The 18,185-nt window shown below is 48.8% G+C and carries 16 protein-coding genes; 10 read left to right on the top strand and 6 right to left on the bottom strand.

Annotation, left to right across the window (positions count from 1 at the left end):
• The first annotated feature begins 14 nt into the window (after positions 1-14).
• The 3 genes from MAQ5080_RS04095 to rlmM are packed head-to-tail and all read left to right on the top strand — an operon-like array spanning position 15 to position 2,785.
• Positions 15-1,025: a GGDEF domain-containing protein gene (locus MAQ5080_RS04095; RefSeq protein ID WP_156496529.1), complete on the top strand. Its 1,011-nt coding sequence runs from the start codon at positions 15-17 to the stop codon at positions 1,023-1,025.
• A gap of 9 nt (positions 1,026-1,034) precedes the next feature.
• Positions 1,035-1,736: a TIGR01621 family pseudouridine synthase gene (locus MAQ5080_RS04090; RefSeq protein WP_067207238.1), complete on the top strand. Its 702-nt coding sequence runs from the start codon at positions 1,035-1,037 to the stop codon at positions 1,734-1,736.
• A complete protein-coding gene (gene rlmM, locus MAQ5080_RS04085) occupies positions 1,733-2,785 on the top strand; it encodes a 23S rRNA (cytidine(2498)-2'-O)-methyltransferase RlmM (protein ID WP_067207240.1) in 1,053 nt (350 codons plus the stop codon). The genes MAQ5080_RS04090 and rlmM overlap by 4 nt, the downstream gene beginning before the upstream one ends.
• A gap of 46 nt (positions 2,786-2,831) precedes the next feature.
• Here the strand turns inward: rlmM and MAQ5080_RS04080 are convergent, their stop codons facing one another.
• The 5 genes from MAQ5080_RS04080 to gatC form a co-directional block, all read right to left on the bottom strand.
• Positions 2,832-4,520: a L,D-transpeptidase family protein gene (locus tag MAQ5080_RS04080; RefSeq protein WP_067207243.1), complete on the bottom strand. Its 1,689-nt coding sequence runs from the start codon at positions 4,518-4,520 to the stop codon at positions 2,832-2,834.
• Entirely contained in the window at positions 4,517-4,795 is a 279-nt protein-coding gene (locus tag MAQ5080_RS17170) for a YkgJ family cysteine cluster protein (RefSeq protein ID WP_082861039.1), read from the bottom strand. Before MAQ5080_RS17170 ends, MAQ5080_RS04080 begins: the two co-directional genes overlap by 4 nt.
• A 263-nt stretch (positions 4,796-5,058) precedes the next feature.
• Complete coding sequence (gatB, locus tag MAQ5080_RS04070) at positions 5,059-6,504, bottom strand: Asp-tRNA(Asn)/Glu-tRNA(Gln) amidotransferase subunit GatB (protein WP_067207246.1); 1,446 nt, start codon at positions 6,502-6,504, stop codon at positions 5,059-5,061.
• Positions 6,505-6,506: 2 nt separating this feature from the next.
• Entirely contained in the window at positions 6,507-7,967 is a 1,461-nt protein-coding gene (gene gatA, locus MAQ5080_RS04065) for an Asp-tRNA(Asn)/Glu-tRNA(Gln) amidotransferase subunit GatA (RefSeq protein ID WP_067207249.1), read from the bottom strand.
• Between the two features lie 12 nt (positions 7,968-7,979).
• Positions 7,980-8,267 (bottom strand): Asp-tRNA(Asn)/Glu-tRNA(Gln) amidotransferase subunit GatC, encoded by a 288-nt coding sequence (gatC, locus tag MAQ5080_RS04060; RefSeq protein ID WP_067207252.1) that lies wholly within the window; start codon positions 8,265-8,267, stop codon positions 7,980-7,982.
• 239 nt (positions 8,268-8,506) lie between these two features.
• Between gatC and MAQ5080_RS04055 the strand changes: the two genes are divergently transcribed.
• From MAQ5080_RS04055 to MAQ5080_RS04025, 7 genes are all read left to right on the top strand, one after another.
• Positions 8,507-9,550, top strand: a complete 1,044-nt coding sequence (locus MAQ5080_RS04055) for a rod shape-determining protein (RefSeq protein ID WP_067207255.1) — start codon at positions 8,507-8,509, stop codon at positions 9,548-9,550.
• A 65-nt stretch (positions 9,551-9,615) separates the two neighbouring features.
• Positions 9,616-10,404: a rod shape-determining protein MreC gene (gene mreC / locus MAQ5080_RS04050; RefSeq protein ID WP_269447862.1), complete on the top strand. Its 789-nt coding sequence runs from the start codon at positions 9,616-9,618 to the stop codon at positions 10,402-10,404.
• Positions 10,401-10,874, top strand: a complete 474-nt coding sequence (mreD, locus tag MAQ5080_RS04045) for a rod shape-determining protein MreD (protein ID WP_067207258.1) — start codon at positions 10,401-10,403, stop codon at positions 10,872-10,874. The genes mreC and mreD overlap by 4 nt, the downstream gene beginning before the upstream one ends.
• A gap of 9 nt (positions 10,875-10,883) precedes the next feature.
• The gene (locus MAQ5080_RS04040) at positions 10,884-11,480 is read left to right on the top strand and encodes a Maf family protein (protein ID WP_067207261.1); all 597 of its coding nucleotides are present in this window, start codon (positions 10,884-10,886) and stop codon (positions 11,478-11,480) included.
• On the top strand, positions 11,473-12,927 hold the full coding sequence (rng, locus tag MAQ5080_RS04035; protein ID WP_067207264.1) for a ribonuclease G: 1,455 nt from the start codon (positions 11,473-11,475) through the stop codon (positions 12,925-12,927). The genes MAQ5080_RS04040 and rng overlap by 8 nt, the downstream gene beginning before the upstream one ends.
• A 14-nt stretch (positions 12,928-12,941) precedes the next feature.
• Positions 12,942-16,796: a YhdP family protein gene (locus MAQ5080_RS04030; RefSeq protein WP_067207266.1), complete on the top strand. Its 3,855-nt coding sequence runs from the start codon at positions 12,942-12,944 to the stop codon at positions 16,794-16,796.
• Positions 16,797-16,803: 7 nt separating this feature from the next.
• The gene (locus MAQ5080_RS04025; RefSeq protein ID WP_067207269.1) at positions 16,804-17,643 is read left to right on the top strand and encodes a carbon-nitrogen hydrolase family protein; all 840 of its coding nucleotides are present in this window, start codon (positions 16,804-16,806) and stop codon (positions 17,641-17,643) included.
• Between the two features lie 2 nt (positions 17,644-17,645).
• Here MAQ5080_RS04025 and yjgA read toward each other — a convergent pair whose 3' ends face one another.
• On the bottom strand, positions 17,646-18,176 hold the full coding sequence (gene yjgA / locus MAQ5080_RS04020) for a ribosome biogenesis factor YjgA (RefSeq protein ID WP_067207272.1): 531 nt from the start codon (positions 18,174-18,176) through the stop codon (positions 17,646-17,648).
• Between the last annotated feature and the right edge of the window lie 9 nt (positions 18,177-18,185).

The raw sequence follows: 18,185 nt of genomic DNA, 5'->3' as shown, positions 1-18,185 counted from the left end.
ATAATCGAAAGCAAGTGGTTAACATCACTTACTTACTGTCCATGTTGGTCGGTACGGTATCTGCGATGATATTTACCGCCCAAGGCTGGTTGGTTGAGTCTTTGCTGCATTGGGCAGGGGCTGGTGTTTCATGTATTGGTTTCCTACTCTCAATCAAAGGCCACTCACGCAGCGCAAGAGTACTGTTTCCGTTTGCCTGTGCATTGTATGTCTCCCTGTGTACTTTTCTATTTTATGGCTCCGATAGTCACTTTCCATGGTTGTTGATTATTCTGGCTGCCTATTCTGTGGCGGGCTTTCGAGTCGAGAGCGGTAAAGAACAGCTGTCCGTTTGTTGGTTTGCCTTGCTTGTCTTTGCTTTCAATAAACTCTTTGCACCGCTCACTACTGGCTATGCGTCTAAAGATGTGCAGCTGTTTGTTTCCTTGGCCACCTTTATTGCCGCCATGATCATGATTGTGTTGATCACCGGAGTGGTCGTAAATAAGCTGCGCAAACTAAATGAACATTTACGCTATCACGCAGAAGTCGATGACCTCACCAAGGTGAGTAACAGGCGAAAAGTGCTGGCGGAAGCGGTAAATGTGTTTGCCGACGCAGTGATCAGTAATCAACGCTGCTGTTTTGCCATTTTAGATTTGGATCACTTTAAACAAATCAATGACTGCTTTGGCCATGAAGTGGGAGACCGTGTACTGCAACGCTGCGCGCAAACGATGCAAAATGCTGCGCGACGTGGTGATTGGGTGGGGCGTTATGGTGGCGAAGAGTTTGTGATGGTTCTGCCGAATACGCGCTTACAGGAAGCCTTTGAAATTATGGAGAGTTTACGGGTCCAAATAGGGGATTTGCGTATCTATCTTGATGATCAAGATGCCCCTATTGCCGTGACCACCAGTGTTGGCGTTGCCGAGATAAAAGACAATACTTTGCGTTACGAGCAGATTTTAGCCCGTGCGGATGCCGCACTTTACTTGGCTAAAAAGAACGGTCGCAACCGTGTTGAAATGGATCTATCAGAATAAGAGTAACCCATGAGCAATATTGAAATTCTCTACCAGCACGCTGACTTCTGGGTAGTGGTCAAGCCAGCAGGAGAAAGCTTTCATTCTGAAGACGGCGTAGGCTTCGCTCAACGCCTACAAAATACCTTTCCTGAGCAAACGTTTTATCCAGTGCATCGATTGGATAAAATGACATCGGGCATTATGCTGTTCGCCACCCATAAACAAGCGGCGGCGCAATTTGGTGCGATGTTTGCCGAACATCAATTTGAAAAGCGTTACCTCGCGGTGTCAGCCAGTAAGCCGAAAAAGAAGCAAGGTACCATTGCCGGAGCCATGCAGCCTAGTCGACGTGGCCAATGGAAGCTCACCTCTCAAGGGGATAATTTTGCTGTTACACAACTTTTCAGTGTGGCATTTGAGAGGAAACGTTACTTTTTTTTACGGCCCTTGACGGGTAAAACCCATCAAATACGCGTGGCCTTAAAAAGCTTAGGCGCGCCGATCTTGGGAGATACACGTTATTCCGGAGGTGAGGCGGATCGTGGCTATTTGCACGCCTATTCGTTAGCCTTTACTTGGCAAGCTCAGGCGTATGCGTTTCAGGCTTGGCCCGAACAAGGAGAGGCGTTCTCCGCAGCGGCCAAGGCTATCTGCCAAACACATTTTTTCGAGCCATCTTTGTCATGGCCTAAATTCACTATTCCAAAGAAAAACACCTCGCCATTATGAAAAATATTTTAATTTATTGTCGCCCAGGGTTCGAGAAAGATGCATTGGCTGAAATCTCAGACAAAGCAGCGGAGCATGGGCTTTACGGCTATGGTGTACCCTCTGAAAATTCTGGTTATGTGCTGTATCACACCGGAGATGATCACGGTGCGGAGTCACTGATTCAGTCCCTTTCCTTTAATCATCTGATTTTTGCTCGTCAAATCATTGCCGTGAATGATGTCATTGATTTCGAGAAAGGTGGGCGTGTACAAGCATTGCTTGAGGCGGCTCGAGAACTGCCATTAGCGGAAGACATTTGGTTTGAGACCGCTGATACCAATGAAGCAAAAGCACTGTCTGGCTTGATTAAAAAGATTGAAAAGCCATTGTTAACAGGCTGGAAAAAAGCGGGCCTGTTGCGCAAGAAAGCGGTGGGGGTGCGTCACCATGTGTTTTTCATGGAAGGTGACCAAGCCTACCTAGGGGTGAGTTACGCTGAATGCCGTTCTGAGTTCCCATTGGGCATTCGTCGTTTGCGTTTTCCTGCTAAAGGGCCTAGCCGATCAACGTTGAAGCTGGAAGAAGCGTTGTTGCAATTTGTGCCAGAGAGTCGACGTGAGAAAGATTTGCATGATGGTATGCATGCGGTGGATTTAGGCGCTTGCCCAGGGGGATGGACGTATCAATTCGTTGTGCGTGGTATTCATACCTATGCGGTGGATAATGGGCCAATGCAAAAAGAGTTGATGGCAACGGGCTTGGTTTCCCATATGACCGAAGATGGTTTCAAATTTCAGCCGCCAGTTAAAGTGGATTGGATGGTATGCGATATGGTGGAGCGTCCGATTTTGGTGGCGGAGCTGATGGCAAAATGGTTGTGTGAAGGTTGGACTCAACGCACCATATTCAACTTAAAACTGCCAATGAAAAAACGTTACCAAGAAGTGGTGCAATGTCTTGAACTCATTGCTGGTCAATTGGCTCAAAATGGCTTGCGCTATGAGATGCAGTATAAGCATCTGTATCATGATCGAGAAGAAATTACGGTGTGTGTTATGGTGAAATAAAGGAGGGGCATTAAGCCCCTTCTTTATTTTTGGGTGACTAGTCTGATTAAATGCTTTCTTTGGGAGTAAAGGGGGCGTACCCCATGGCTTCTTTCATTAGATCATCGCGTTCGTAAATGTCGTGACGAAATTCCGGCATGCCGTTGGTATTTGGAACGACGGTAAAATACACCAGATACACTGCCATCGAATGATGCAATGGCACCTCAGTGGTTTGTTGTGATGCACGTGCCTTGGCAAGCCGCTGCTCTGTTCTGCGATTGCCTGCAGCCAATAGATTGGCAAATTCTTCGGCCCGTTCTAGGCGAATGCACCCTGAGCTAAAGGCTCGTTCTGTTTCATTAAACAAGTGTCTGGCTGGTGTGTCATGAAGGTAAATATCAAATTTATTGGGCAGCATAAATTTGTAGTCCCCTAGGGCGTTGTCATCGTCAGCTGCTTGTTCAAAGCGGTAACGCAGTTCGTCCGGCTGAATAGCTTGCCAATCAACCGCCAGTGGGTCGAGCTGAGGGGCACCAATGCTCCAGCTGCTGAACACATGGTAGCCATTTTCTGTTAAGTAGTTGGCGTTATCCTGAAGCTTAGGCAGCAAGTTTTCCCGTGCAATACGCATAGGGACACGCCAAGTGGGGTTGACCACCATGTAAGTCAATTTGCCATAAAAGACATTGGTTTTACGATCAGGTTTGCCGATCACCACCTTCATGCTTTCGCTTTGCTCGTTGAGATGGATGTGGGCCCTGTAATCCGTCAAATCGACCCAGATACGATTGTCTTCTAGTTGTGAAGGCAGCCAGCGCCAGCGTTCGAGGTTGTAGGCAATCTGTTTGGCACGCTGCGCTAAGCTGATATTGAGGGCTTGTATGGTTTGTACGCCCGCGGTGCCATCGGCTTCAAGGTGGTGGCGTTTTTGAAAGCGCATTAAGGCTGCTTGAACATCGCGATCAAAGTAATTTTCTTTGACCTTCTGTGATGAAAAGCGAATGTCTCCTAATTGCACTAAGCGGGCTCGTAATTGCGCAACCCGTGGGGACTCGTCACCTAGGCGCAGTGGTGGGCCGGTGTTGACTCGAATATCGCCTTCTTTGCGTGCCGTTTCTTGGTAGGTGGTAAGCCAATTCTGCAGCACCTGATAATCAGGGTGGCGTGGCACTAAAGTGGGCAGATAAGTAGTAATGTCCGATGGCGAGCCCAAAAACAACAGGTTTTTCCAGTCGTCATTGGGGGCGTCTAATTGCCAATTAGGGTCAATCAGTTGTGGTTCGTAGCGGCCGTTGGAAAGATCGTGCGCAAAGCTGGATAACGCCATGGTGGTGAGTACATCTAGTTCAGCAAGTTGCTGAGAGCTTGGTGAGGCGATACTAAGGTATTCTTTGATCGTTTCTAGATGGTAGTGAACCGGATTGAGGCCATGGCTTGATGCATCTTCTAGCATATCGACAAGCTTGTAAATCGCTCGGTCTAGCTGTTTTTCTTTAATCCAAAAAGGCTCAAAATTTCGAAATTGGTAGGCGTCCAAAACAGTTTGATTTGGCAGTGCTTGTCCAGCAATGGGAGTGAAGGCGTCGAGCATCCAAGAGACTTGTTCACGCACGCTGTTTTCAATCTGAGTGTCGCTTGGGGGAGTGTTAATGAAAGTCTCCCCTTGGCTCATTTTGCTACCGTTCGAAGAACAGCCTGCCACAAGGGTGCAGGCGAGCAAGGCGATGCTAATTTTGAGTTTGGATGATGTCATGTGCTGTCCCTAATGATGCGAATTGGAGAGGTAGAGGATTCCAACTCATCAAGTGTCGCTATGGCGTGGTCTCGATGACTGCCGCATATGTATTCAACGGCTTTAAACCCAGCGCAAACAGCAGGCCGATCAGGCTGACCAAAGATTTTGCAGCGAAATTCAGCGTCAAGTTGCACGCACGGTACACCTGCTGGCTTACCATTCGGCATGCCGGGAATGGGGCTGGAGATCGATGGAGCAATGCAGCATGCGCCACAGTTGGGTTGACAGTTCATGGGGCCCTTTTTACAACAAATCAAAAATTCTACAACTAATTGAGCGAGGTCAGCCGTCGGCGTTACACCGACTCATAAAAGCTCGCTCCCTTAAGGGTAGCAGAATGTATAACATATTGGAGTGTGAAGATACGGCCATGGTTAGAAATTCAATGGCTGGATGAGTCGGCGTGATGGCTTTTATATGACGAATGCTTGTGTTGATAGAGTGCATAAAAAAAGCCCGCATCAGGCGGGCTTTTAGGGGCTAATTAGGTAGCTGTTTAGCCTTTAAGAAGCTTATTCAGGATAGGGGTAACGACACCTGGGTTGGCTTTACCTTGAGAGGCCTTCATGACTTGACCCATAAAGAAGCCGATCATCTTCTTCTGCTTGTCTTCATCAGACGCACGGAATTGCTCAACTTGAGCAGCGTTGGCTTCAATCACACCTTGGATCATAGCTTCAATCGCGCCAGTGTCGGTTACCTGTTTTAGGCCTTTTGCTTCAATGATTTCATCGGCTGAGCCTTGGCCTTCCCACATCGCTTGCAGCACGCTTTTCGCAGTGTTGCCGTTGATCGTGTTATCGCCGATACGTACCAATAGACCACCTAGCTGTTCAGCGCTGACATTAGATTCAGTGATCTCTTTGCCTTCGGTGTTTAGGTACTTGCTCAGTTCACCCATGACCCAGTTGGCCGCAAGTTTTGCGTTGCCAGCAGCTTTTGCTACTTCTTCAAAGTAGTCCGCCATCGCACGGGTCGCAGATAGTACGCCAGCATCGTATTCGCTTAGCTTGTACTCAGACATAAAGCGCTCAGCTTTCTGCATTGGTAGTTCTGGCAGATTGGCTGCGATGTCATCAACGTATTCTTGCGTTAACTCGATTGGCAGTAGGTCTGGACAAGGGAAGTAACGGTAGTCGTTGGCGTCTTCTTTAGAACGCATGCTACGCGTTTCATCTTTGTCTGGATCGTATAGGCGTGTTTCTTGAACGATCTTGCCACCATCTTCTAGGATGTCAGCTTGACGTTCAATTTCCGTATAGATCGCACGCTCAATGAAGCGGAACGAGTTGACGTTCTTGATTTCGGTACGTGTGCCGAATTCCTCTTGGCCTTTTGGACGTAGAGAAATGTTGATGTCACAGCGCATCGAACCTTCGGCCATGTTGCCGTCACAGATGCCTAGGTAAGTAACGATTGAGTGAATCATCTTAACGTAAGCGACCGCTTCTTTCGCTGAGCGCATGTCTGGCTCAGAAACGATCTCAAGAAGAGGGGTGCTGGAACGGTTAAGGTCGATTCCTGTCATGCCATGGAAGTCTTCGTGCAAAGACTTGCCGGCATCTTCTTCAAGGTGCGCGCGCGTAATGCCCACACGTTTTACTGTGCCATCATCTAAGGTGATGTCTAGGAAGCCCTTGCCTACAATTGGGTGATCCATTTGGCTGGTTTGGTAGCCTTTTGGAAGATCCGGGTAGAAGTAGTTCTTACGTGCAAACACGGATGTCATGCCGATCTCTGCGTTTACCGCAGAGCCAAACATGACCGCCATACGTAGCGCTTCTTTGTTGAACACAGGCAGTGCGCCAGGCATGCCTAAGTCAACTAGAGTGGTGTTAGTGTTTGGCTCAGCACCAAAGCTTGTCGCTGCACCAGAGAATAGTTTTGACTGAGTCGATAGTTGGGCGTGGATCTCCAAGCCGATGACAACTTCCCAATTCATGATTATGCTCCTTCTGCCAAGCTAGGGTTTTTGGTGTGCCAATCGGTTGCTTGCTGGAACTTGTGTGCAACGTTCAGTAGCTTGGCTTCTGCGAAGTAGTTGCCCATGATTTGTAGGCCAACTGGCATGCCGTCCGCGAAACCTGCTGGGATCGACATGGCTGGAATGCCGGCAAGGTTAATCGATAGGGTGTAGATATCTTCTAGGTACATGGCGATTGGGTCGTCTGTTTTCGCACCAATGCCGAACGCAGTGGTAGGTGCCACTGGGCCCATGATCACATCGACTTCTGCCAAAGCGTTAACAAAGTCTTCTTTGATTAGGCGACGGATACGTTGTGCTTTTAGGTAGTAAGCATCGTAGTAACCTTCAGACAGGGCGTAAGTGCCGACCATGATACGTTTTTGTACTTCTTTACCGAAGCCTTCGCCACGCGAGCGCTTGTACATATCCATTAGGTCTTTTGGCTCTTCGCAACGGTAGCCGTAACGAACGCCGTCGAAACGAGACAGGTTAGAAGACGCTTCCGATGGGGCGATCACGTAGTAAGAAGGAATACTTAGGTTTAGGTTAGGAAGAGAGATCTCTTTAACCTTAGCCCCTAATTTTTCGAATTCTTTGACGGCGTCTTGAATAACCGTGGCAACGTCGTTGTTTAGACCATCACCGAAGTACTCTTTTGGTAAGCCAATCGTCAACCCGTCTAGCGGCGCGTCAAGATTTGCAGTGTAGTCTTCAATTGCCACTTCAGAGCAAGTGGAGTCGTTGCCATCAAAGCCTGCGATAGATTGTAGGATGTGCGCACAATCTTCCGCTGAGCGTGCCATCGGGCCTGCTTGGTCAAGGCTGGATGCGTACGCAATCATACCGAAACGCGATACGCGGCCGTAAGTTGGCTTAAGACCTGAGATACCACAGAAAGAGGCTGGCTGACGGATCGAACCGCCGGTGTCAGTACCGGTCGCGGCAACACAAAGACCTGCTGCTACGGCCGCGGCTGAGCCGCCTGAAGAGCCACCTGGTACCTTTTCAAGGTTCCATGGGTTCTTCACCGCACCGTAATAGCTGTTTTCGTTTGATGAACCCATCGCGAATTCATCCATATTGGTTTTACCCAAGGTGACCACGCCAGACGCCAGCATGCGGCCTGTTACGGTAGACTCGTATGGCGGTACGAAGTTGTGCAGCATTTTGGAAGCACAAGTGGTCAGAACGCCATCGGTACAGAATAGGTCTTTGTGAGCAATGGGGATGCCTGCTAGAGCGCTTGTTGAGCCAGCTGCGATCAGTTTGTCTGCGGCTTCGGCTTGCGCTAGCGCGACTTCATCCGTCACTGTGATGAAGCTGTTTAGTTGGCCGTCTAGCTGTTTAATACGAGCTAGGTAGTCTTGCGTCAATTCAACGCTGGAAATTTCTTTTGCTCGCAGTTTTTGCGCGAGCGATGCAATGCTTTGATCAACCATGTCAGTAAGCTCTTAATCGATAACTTTAGGAACCAAGAAAAGGCCCGCTTCGGTTTGAGGTGCGTTAGCAAGGAAGGCTTCGCGGCGATTCTCTTCTGTCACCACGTCTTCACGTAGGCGCTGTTTCGCTTCCAATGGGTGCGATAGTGGCTCAACACCGTCCGTATCAACAGATTGCATTTGTTCAACCAGATCAAGAACACTCGTTAGTGAGTGTTGGTATTGCTCGGCATCGTTGTCATCCAACGCTAAACGAGCAAGGTGCGCGATTTTGAGCACGTCTTGCTTTTCTAGAGACATGTTTCACCTAATTTTATCGGTTTTCAAAAAATGCGGACATTGTAGCGCCATTGGGAAATGGTAGAAAGCGCAGCTTGAAAAAATATCGAATATTCCTATCGAGAGTGAAAAAACGCCAATAAACAAAGATATATGAGTAAAGAAATCGCATAATTGTGAGGTTTCGGCTTGCCCAAAGGACAGCTGGTTGTTACATTTTCTGACTATTCGTAATGGATCTATTCAGGGTGTAGAAATTCATGTTTAAAAAAATTAGGGGAATGTTCTCAAGCGACCTATCCATAGATTTGGGGACAGCTAATACCCTTATTTACGTGCGCGATCGTGGAATCGTTTTGGATGAACCGTCTGTTGTCGCAATCCGCCACAATGGAAATCAGAAAACTGTAGCGTCTGTTGGTGCAGATGCGAAGCGCATGTTAGGACGTACGCCTGGAAACATTACTGCGATTCGTCCGATGAAGGACGGGGTCATCGCTGACTTCCATGTTACTGAAAAAATGCTTCAGTACTTTATTTCCAAAGTTCATGAAAACAGCATGCTGAAACCAAGTCCGCGGGTGCTGGTGTGTGTGCCGTGTAAATCCACTCAGGTGGAGCGCCGTGCAATTAAAGAGTCTGCTCTTGGCGCTGGGGCGCGTGAAGTCTTCATTATTGAAGAGCCAATGGCAGCAGGGATTGGTGCAGGTTTGCCAGTAGCAGAAGCATCGGGCTCAATGGTGATCGATATCGGTGGTGGTACCACAGAAATCGCCATTATTTCTTTGAATGGCATTGTAACGTCAGAATCTATCCGTGTCGGTGGTGATCGCTTTGATGAAGCCATCACGACTTATGTGCGTCGTCAATACGGTAGCTTGATTGGTGACGCGACTGCAGAGCGCATCAAAACGGAAATCGGTATGGCTTACCATACTGGTGAGGAACTTCAAATCGATGTTCGTGGTCGTAACCTAGCAGAAGGTGTGCCTCGTTCATTTACATTGAAGAGCAGTGAAATTTTAGAAGCTTTACAGGAACCGCTCACTCAAATCGTACAAGCGGTGAAAGCCGTTCTAGAGCAATCGCCACCAGAGCTTGCAGCAGATATTGCAGAGTCTGGCTTGGTATTGACTGGTGGTGGCGCGCTGTTGCGTGAAATCGACCGTCTGATTAGCGAAGAGACTGGTTTGCCTGTGATTGTTGCCGACGACCCACTAACGTGTGTGGCACGTGGTGGCGGTATGGCACTTGAAATGATGGATAAGCACGCATCAGAGTTATTCTCACCAGAGAGTGATTAAGTGTAGGAGCTTTCCCCATTAGCAATTCCGTATTCTTATCAAGCAAAGTCTCCAGCGCACGCGTTGTGATGCTGGTGCTGCTGTCCGTTGCGATGATCGTAGGGGAGTTGCAGTATAAGCTCTTTAGCCCTGTTCGACCCTACCTGAGTTGGCTGGTGACGCCGATTCAGGTGGTTGTTGGCGCGCCTCAAAAAATGATTAGCTGGGCGGAAATGCACCTAGATAGTCGTGAAGATCTTGTTTCCCAAAACCAAAGTTTGAATCAAGAGCTGTTGATGCTCCGCGGCCAGTTACAGCGTTTTGATGCTCTGAAGGCCGAGAACGTACGCTTGCGAGAACTGTTGGACGCTTCCCAGCGAGTCGATGAAAAGGTGGTGATGGGGGAGGTTATTGGTTTTGACCAAAATGCCTACAGCCACAAAATTTTAATCGATAAGGGCTTCTCTAATGGTGCCTATGTGGGGCAGCCTGTGCTTGATGCGACCGGTGTTCTTGGTCAAGTGGTAGAAACGTCAGCCTACACCAGTCGTGTGCTATTGATTGCTGACGCTAGCCACTTTGTACCAGTGCAGTTGGCACGAACCGGTTTTCGCAGTGTGTTGCGCGGGACGGGGGATATGAAGCGTATGGAATTGATGAGTGTGCCACATACCGCTGACATCAAGAAAGGCGATATTTTGACCACCAGTGGTTTGGCCAATCGCTTCCCAGTGGGCTATCCCGTTGGCATAGTGCGTACTGTGACTCATGTTTCCGGTAAACCTTATGCGGATGTCGAAGTGGTGCCGCTGGCCCAGCTGGGTCGTAGTCGTCATGTCATGTTGATTGAGCGTGCGCTAGAGGATAGTCAATGAAGTCTTCGATCGTTTTTATCTTAACCTTTATCGTCGCTTTGATGCTCGAAGGCCTGGTCTTTCCAACCTCTTTGATCTGGTACAAGCCAGAGTGGACCTTATTGGTCATCTTGTATTGGGTGTTAGCGCTGCCCCTCAAAGTTGGGGTAGGGATTGCTTGGGTGTTAGGCCTTTTGGTGGATTTGTTGCAAGGGGGCGTGATCGGTCAGCACTCTTTAACCTATGTCATTGTAACCGCCACCTGCGCCACCTTGTATAAGCGCCTACGAATGTATCGCCGTTGGCAGCAAAGTATTTTTATTTTTCTGTTAATTTCCATGAATCAACTGGTCGGGTTCTGGATTGACCATTACACCGGCGATGCTGAACCCACCCTGATGATCTTTATGCCGGCTGTTATTTCCGCGCTGTTGTGGCCTTGGCTATTTGTGCTCTTACGCAGCATTCGTCGTCTATATTCGATACAGTAAAGGAACGTCATGATTATTCTTGCCTCCGCATCACCTCGTCGAAAAGAGCTCTTGTCCACCTTGGTGAATGAGTTTTCCGTTATGCCGGCGGACATTGATGAGACGCCTTACGGTTTAGAAAAGCCTGAGGAGTATGTGGTGCGCATGGCGCGCGAGAAGGCGGAAGCCATAGCCAATCGCTCTGACCTGTCCCACCGAGATATTATCATTGCCTCGGATACTAGCGTGGTATTGGGTGATGAGATTCTTGGCAAGCCGGAAAATTTTGAGCATGCGCAGCAGATGTTGCGTGCGCTGTCTGGGCAAAAGCATCAAGTGATGACCTCTTTATGTGTCTGCAATGGCGGTTTGAATCGCGTGGCGACCTGTAACGTTGTGTCCGAGGTGTTATTTAGAGAGATTTCGAATCTTGAAATCGAACAATATTGGCGCACAGGTGAGCCTGCGGATAAAGCAGGCGCCTATGCGATTCAGGGGTTAGGTGGGATGTTTGTAAAACACATCTCAGGCTCGTTTTCGGCGGTTGTAGGGCTTCCTGTTTTTGAAGTCACACAGTTATTAAGCGAATTCGGCATCAGCCCTTTAAAGGAGAAAGTTCGTGAGTGAAGATGTATTGATTAATGTCACTCCCATGGAGATCCGCGTTGCGCTGGTTGAAAATGGGGTGCTGCAAGAAGTTTATATTGAACGTTCTACCCGCAAAGGGATTGTTGGCAACATTTACCAAGGCAAGGTGGTGCGTGTTTTACCAGGCATGCAAGCCGCCTTTGTCGATATTGGCCTTGAGCGCGCTGCTTTTATCCATGTGTCAGAAGTGTCTGACAGAGATGCGGTCAATCCCAGTGATCAAATCGGCGATTATTTGCGTGAAGGGCAATCTTTGGTAGTACAAGTGACCAAAGACCCCATTAGCACCAAAGGTGCACGTCTGACCACACACTTGTCTATCCCATCGCGTTATTTAGTGTATATGCCTGACCAAGCCCATGTGGGGGTGAGTCAGCGCATCGATAATGAAGAAGAGCGCGAGCGACTCAAATCTTTGGTGTCTAAAGCCCTAGAAGATCGTGATGAAACCAGTGGTTACATCCTGCGAACGGCTGCGGAACGTGCAGGTGAAGAGGAAATTCTTTCCGATATCAATTTCCTAACGCGTTTGTGGCAGTCCGTTAAAAAACGTATTACCAGTACCAAAGCGCCAGCGATCATCTATGAAGATTTACCGCTGCATTTACGTACCATGCGTGACCTAGTGAGCCTTTCAACGGAAAAAATTCGCATTGACTCCCGTGAAAACTACGCCAAATTACGTGGTTTTGCCGAAGACTTTATTCCAGATTTGATGGATCGTATCGAGTACTATCCTGGTGAGCGTCCAATTTTTGATCTTTACAGTGTCGAAGATGAGATACAGCGTGCCTTAGATCGTAAAGTGCAGCTGAAATCGGGTGGTTACTTATTGATTGAGCAAACTGAGTCAATGACGACAATTGACGTCAATACGGGGGCCTTTGTCGGCAGTCGTAACTTGGAAGAGACCATTTATAAGACCAATTTAGAGGCAGCCACCGCCATTGGTCGTCAACTGCGTCTACGCAACCTGGGTGGTATCATCATCATTGATTTTATCGATATGGAAGATGAAGAGCACAAGCGTCAAGTGTTGCGTATGCTGGAGAAAGTCTTAGAAACGGATCATGCCAAAACCAAAATTACCGGTGTTTCAGAGCTGGGCTTGGTGGAAATGACTCGTAAAAGGACTCGTGAAAGTCTTGGCCAAGTGTTGTGCGAACCATGTCGCTCCTGTCGTGGTAGTGGGGTGATCAAAACGCCTGAAACGGTATGTTACGAGGTTCTGCGCGAGATCATGCGTGCTGATCGGGCTTACAATTCGCAGACCTATACAGTTCTGGCCAGTAACTCCGTCGTTGAGCGTTTTTTAGATGAAGACAGTACCGCCGTGGCTGAATTGGAGGCCTTTATCGGCAAAACCATTCGATTCCAAGTGGATCCCGTCTACACTCAAGATCAGTATGATGTAGTGCTGCGCTAACAAAGGAACGCTCTATGCGAGTATATAAGGCAACGGCAATCTTCGCCTTTTGGACATTGGTGACGGCCAGTGTGCTTCTGGCAAGCGTTGTCTTGCTCGCAAAATTCTCTTTGCCATTGCTCAATGTCTATCAGCCGCAGATTGAGCGCAACTTGACCCAGCTGACTGGGATGCGTGTGCAGGTTGGGCAGCTATTGGGTGAGCTTAATGGCATTGATGTTGAGCTGAGTGTGTCCGACATCAAAGTCAGTACGGCAGAGCAAGAAGGCGCGATACAAGTTGAGGATTTAAACCTCGAGCTTGATATCGCTAAGACTCTGTTGACCTTTTCCCCGCAGTTTAAAAATGTCTCGGTCGCCAATGTCACAGTGCTTTTGCAAGAGGATGGCGCTGGTAAGGTCTCTCTACGTGGACTTGCAGAGTCCACTAAAGCCTCTGGTGGTGCTAATGTCGCCATGTCCCGTGTGCTCAATTACGCGGCTGAGCAACAGCAGATGTCGTTCACCGACTTACGGGTCGATCTTCGCAGCCCTCGCTTCGCGGATCTGAATATCCATGTGCCAGCCACTTATCTGGTCAAGCAATCTTCGCGCACCCTGTTGCGCTCCGATGTGTTTATCAATGACATTGCTCAGCCGATTCAGGTGCGAGCTCAGATTAGCACCGACTTAACGAACTTCCTGCAACAACAAGTGCAGGCCTACATAGATGTCCCTGAGATCAACTTGCCACTGGATTGGCTTCAGACTGAGGCCGTTGCCAAGTTGCAAGATGTCAGTTTGGCGGGGGAGTATTGGTTAACCTACCAACCTAATAACGGCGTTTCTCTGCAAGCGGACAACAGTCGCTTTAAATTAAGTTTTACGGAACAAGCGCCATTATTTGTCAGTGCTGATTGGCGTTTGCGTTTGTCCAGTGATGGTATGAATGCCACGGTAACGAACATGGCCTTTAACGACGATGGTCGTCTCTATGAAGGGGTGGACATCAAGGCTGAATGGGAGCGCCAGGGGAATCGTACCTTTGTTGTGTTCAATAAAATGGACGCCGCAATTGCCAATCGATTGGCGTTGAATTTTGTCCCAGAGGATTGGCGTCTAGCGAAAATATTGTCCGGCCTACGTCCCCGTGGTGAAGCGCAAAATGCTTCGTTACGGATTTGGCGTGGCAGTGAAAAACTGCGCTATCAGTATTTAAGCAACTTAATTAATGCCGAAGTGGAGGGTCATAATGGCATTCCAGCGGTCAACAATGTCTATGGCTTATTTTCCCTTACTGACTCCCAAGGCAGTATTGAGTTTAAAAGTCAGCAGGCGCAGCTAGCGTTTCCGACAGTTTATGATGATGTCTGGGAGGTTGCTCAAGCCAGTGGTGAAGTCGCTTGGCAACTGCATGATAATGCCTTTGTGGTATCGGGTAGGGAGTTAAGCATCGAGCGTAATGGTGCCACTATTCGCGGAGGCTTCCACCTTGAGCAGCCTCGAGATGAGACTGGGGTTGGCGAGGATTGGCTGACGGTTGATATCAATGCTCAAAATGTACCCAAGCAGGATCGTCTCACCTTTGTTCCCCCTAATGTACTTTCAGAAGAGCTAACCCAATGGCTGGATAAAGCGTTGGGCGATGGTGAGGCCAGGAATGTCGACCTACTGCTCCGAACTGGGCTTAAAAAAGGTGTCTCAGAGCCGCACCTTAGGTTGGCGATTGATGCTAACTTGGATCGAGTCAGCTTTGCTGATAACTGGCCGTCTGCGACGCAAGTCAATGGCAGAGTTTTAGTAGATAATCGTCAAATCAGTGTCGACGTCAAAAGTGCCTTATTTGCAGGCCTGCCAGTAGAGAATATTCAGGTCATTGTGCCCATTCGCGGCGAGCGCTCTGGTTGGTTGACGGTGCAGGGAGACGTTGAGCATGATGCTGGTAAGGTGTTGTCCACACTGGCTCAAACGCCACTGAAAAGCTCGGTACTGGCCCCCTTTGTTGATTGGCAGATCGGCGGGGAGGTCACCGGTGAGTTTGCGGTTGTGGTGCCTATTCAAGGTCAAGCGCGTGAGCCAGATGTCACGCTGGCTTTGGCCTTTACCAATAATCCTCTTAATATTGCACAAATCGCGCTGCCACTTCGAGTGGGTCAAGGTGTGCTGCATTACAACAGTGAGCAAGGACTGCATGACACCCGCTTTAGTGTCACGACTCTAGGTGGGGCCTCAGACTTGGTCTTGACCTCTGAGCGTCTTGCCTCGGGGCGATTGGCAATTGATGGGGTCATCAAGGGTACCGTGGACACAGTGCAGCTGGCTAAGTGGCGTCAAGCACCGGCGCCAGTGATCTCACGTGTGCAAGGTGTGACCGCTTATTCTGCCTCTCTAGGTGTGGGGCGCTCACAAGCAGATCAGGTGGATTTCAACCTTGCTAGCGATCTAAAAGGTGTGTCGTTAGCGCTACCTGCGCCATTTGCTAAGCGTTCAGACCAGTTGCGTCCCACTGATGTGCGTATTCAAGTGTTGGCGGGAGAGGTGATGCTGGAAACGGCTGTCCAGAATCTCGTACATTCGCGTTTGCTGATTCAAGAAGGGGGGCTGAAAGGTGGCAGTGTGTCACTGTTTAAGCCACTACCGAAAGACGTTGCCATCACCAAGGGCGTGTCTTTTTACGGTCAATTTGATGAGTTTAACTGGCAAACTTGGCAGCCGATTGTAGAGGATTTTTCGCCTAAAATGCCCCTGAGTGAGCCGGTCGCGGCGCCAGCGCCAATAGCGATGGTGCTGCCAGAGTGGATACGCGCAGCCGACATCATCGTTGATCATGTGCCCATTAATGACAACAACCAGCTTAATAACGTTAAATTGACCTACAGTCGAGGTCAGGCAGGCCATCCATTATCTGTCACGTCGGATGAATTAAATGCCGTGTTGCGACAAACGGATGCAGGTCCCGAGTTGCATGTGCACTATCTGAATTGGCGCTCAGCGGATAAATTGATTGCCATGGAAGGTGTTGAGCCAGTTGCTGCTGAGGCGAGCCAAGACAGCGCTTTACAACCGGGTGTGATTCCGTCCATGCTCCTGCGCGTGGATCAGATTTTGATTGATAATCGTCCCTATGGTGATTGGCAGGGTAAGGTAGTCAATCTTGGCAATAGCATACGTATTGATGATATTTCGACCCGTCTGCCCAAGGGGCAATTCAAAGGGCAAATCTTTTGGCAAGGTGGTGCCCAGGAAAATGTTGAGTTGACCATTAAGGCTGAAGGTGAAAATGCCCGTGAACTGACCAAGAAATTCTCACCGACCCCCTTCTTGTCGTCGAACCGTTATCAGATGGACATTGCGTTAAGCTGGAAAGACTCTTTGCTCAAGTTTGATCGACCTTCGTTAAACGGTCGCATACAGTTTAATGTGCAGAATGGTAACTTTAATCAAGTGGATCAGCTGCCGCCATTTTTGCGCTTACTTGGCATCTTTAACGTTGATGCACTCGCAAAACGCCTCACGTTTGATTTTACAGATTTGTACGAGCCCGGTATGCCATTCGATAGCTTTAGCAGCTCGCTGTTCATCACTGATGGCATCTTGAATACTGCTGAGCCCGTGCGAGTTAAGTCGCCCACAGCAGAAATCACTTTGCAGGGCAGTGCCAATCTTGTTGATGAAACGCTGAAAGAGCGCCTTACTGCAACCGTGCCCATTACCAGTAGCTTGCCTGTAGCGGGGCTGCTTTTAGCCTCACCGCAGATCGCTGGTCTACTCTACATTACCGACAAATTGATAGGCGATCAGTTGTCTAAAGTGACCAGCATTCAATACGAAATCGAGGGACCTTTTAGTAATCCTAAGGTGACCCCTGTTCCATACTCTCCAATAAGGTAGTTAAATTATGTCGAAGCTTTCTGTGGTGTCTATACAGTTGACCAGTGGAGCGGATTGGCAGAGCAATTTAGACACTGTATTGGTACTAATGAACGCCGCGTTAGAGCATTCACCGCGCTTGATTCTATTGCCGGAAAATGTGTTTTTGTTTGATGCCAAGCAAATGCGCTCGCTTGCGGAGGGTGAGCCAACGCAGCGAATTTTAACTGCCATGTCTGAGTTTGCTCGACAGCATCAAACCTTTATTTTAATTGGTTCACACCCTATGGCACAGCGCCCTGATGGTAGTCTGGTGGCGGATGGACGAGTGCGTCAGTCGAGTCTATTGATCTCAGACCAAGGTGAGCTGGTGGCGCGTTATGACAAAATCCATTTGTTTGATGTGCAAGTGGCAGATAAGGCAGCGCAATACCAAGAATCGCGTTTCATTGAGCCAGGTGAGTTGTCACCAGTAGTGTATATGATTGATGGCGTGTGTTTGGGGCTCAGCATCTGCTACGACTTACGCTTTCCTGAATTCTATCGTCAGCTGATGGCTTTGGGAGCAGATGTTGTGGTGGTGCCTTCGGCGTTTACCCATCGAACGGGCCAGGCCCATTGGCATGCGCTACTGCAAGCAAGATCGATTGAAAACCAATGCTATATGATCGGAGTGAACCAGGCGGGTTGGCATAACGAGACGCGTCAGACCTACGGTAATAGTGTGGCTTATTCGCCATGGGGAGAACAGTTGGCTTGTTTAGATGATCAGCAAGCGGGTGTGCTGCATTGTGACGTAGATACGGACTATCGTCAGCAAATAAAAACGGCGATGCCCTGTGCCGAACATCGCCGTATTTTTCATTAGATTTACAGCAGCCCTAGCTGTGCATCCTGTACTTCACGCAAGTACTTAAACAGCTTTTTACGGCTGGTCGTGGATTTGCCGGTTTCGGCTTCTTTGATCGCGGTGCGTACCAAAGAGCGCAGCTGTTGAATATCCACTGCAGGGTTCTTTTCAATGTATTCGTCGAGAACCGTTTTGCTGTTTTCACCGATCAGTGCGTCGCGCGTTGCCTCAAGTTGGTGGAAGCGTTTGTTGTTCGCTGCAGAAGTGCTATCAAACAACTCTAAACGTGCAGCAATCGCTTCTCCGTCTTCAGTACGCATCACTTTACCGATGTATTGTAGGTGGCGACGTTTTGCGCCCCATTGCTTGATACGATCGGCTTCTTCTAATGCGGCACGTAAGGTGTCCGACATGGGGACTTTTTTGCGTTGACCTGGGCTCAATTGTGTCAGCTTTTCACCTAAGTCTTGCAGAGCTTCCATTTCTCTTTTTACTTGGGTCTTACTTTTGTAATCGTCTTCGCTGTCGTCGTAATGTTCAAAATCTGTCATGGTTAATTC

The sequence above is a fragment of the Marinomonas aquimarina genome, assembly GCF_900089755.1.
GTDB classification, from domain to species: domain Bacteria; phylum Pseudomonadota; class Gammaproteobacteria; order Pseudomonadales; family Marinomonadaceae; genus Marinomonas; species Marinomonas aquimarina.
The sequence above is the reverse complement of the archived record's forward strand: the minus strand, read 5'-3'. Positions and strand labels throughout refer to the sequence as shown.

Bases quoted from the DNA above. Each gene is read 5' to 3' on its own strand.
- MAQ5080_RS04090 (WP_067207238.1), top strand. From the start codon at position 1,035: ATGAGCAATATTGAAATTCTCTACCAGCACGCTGACTTCTGGGTAGTG.
- rlmM (WP_067207240.1), top strand. From the start codon at position 1,733: ATGAAAAATATTTTAATTTATTGTCGCCCAGGGTTCGAGAAAGATGCA.
- MAQ5080_RS04080 (WP_067207243.1), bottom strand. From the start codon at position 4,520: ATGACATCATCCAAACTCAAAATTAGCATCGCCTTGCTCGCCTGCACC.
- MAQ5080_RS17170 (WP_082861039.1), bottom strand. From the start codon at position 4,795: ATGAACTGTCAACCCAACTGTGGCGCATGCTGCATTGCTCCATCGATC.
- gatB (WP_067207246.1), bottom strand. From the start codon at position 6,504: ATGAATTGGGAAGTTGTCATCGGCTTGGAGATCCACGCCCAACTATCG.
- gatA (WP_067207249.1), bottom strand. From the start codon at position 7,967: ATGGTTGATCAAAGCATTGCATCGCTCGCGCAAAAACTGCGAGCAAAA.
- gatC (WP_067207252.1), bottom strand. From the start codon at position 8,267: ATGTCTCTAGAAAAGCAAGACGTGCTCAAAATCGCGCACCTTGCTCGT.
- MAQ5080_RS04055 (WP_067207255.1), top strand. From the start codon at position 8,507: ATGTTTAAAAAAATTAGGGGAATGTTCTCAAGCGACCTATCCATAGAT.
- mreD (WP_067207258.1), top strand. From the start codon at position 10,401: ATGAAGTCTTCGATCGTTTTTATCTTAACCTTTATCGTCGCTTTGATG.
- MAQ5080_RS04040 (WP_067207261.1), top strand. From the start codon at position 10,884: ATGATTATTCTTGCCTCCGCATCACCTCGTCGAAAAGAGCTCTTGTCC.
- MAQ5080_RS04030 (WP_067207266.1), top strand. From the start codon at position 12,942: ATGCGAGTATATAAGGCAACGGCAATCTTCGCCTTTTGGACATTGGTG.
- MAQ5080_RS04025 (WP_067207269.1), top strand. From the start codon at position 16,804: ATGTCGAAGCTTTCTGTGGTGTCTATACAGTTGACCAGTGGAGCGGAT.
- yjgA (WP_067207272.1), bottom strand. From the start codon at position 18,176: ATGACAGATTTTGAACATTACGACGACAGCGAAGACGATTACAAAAGT.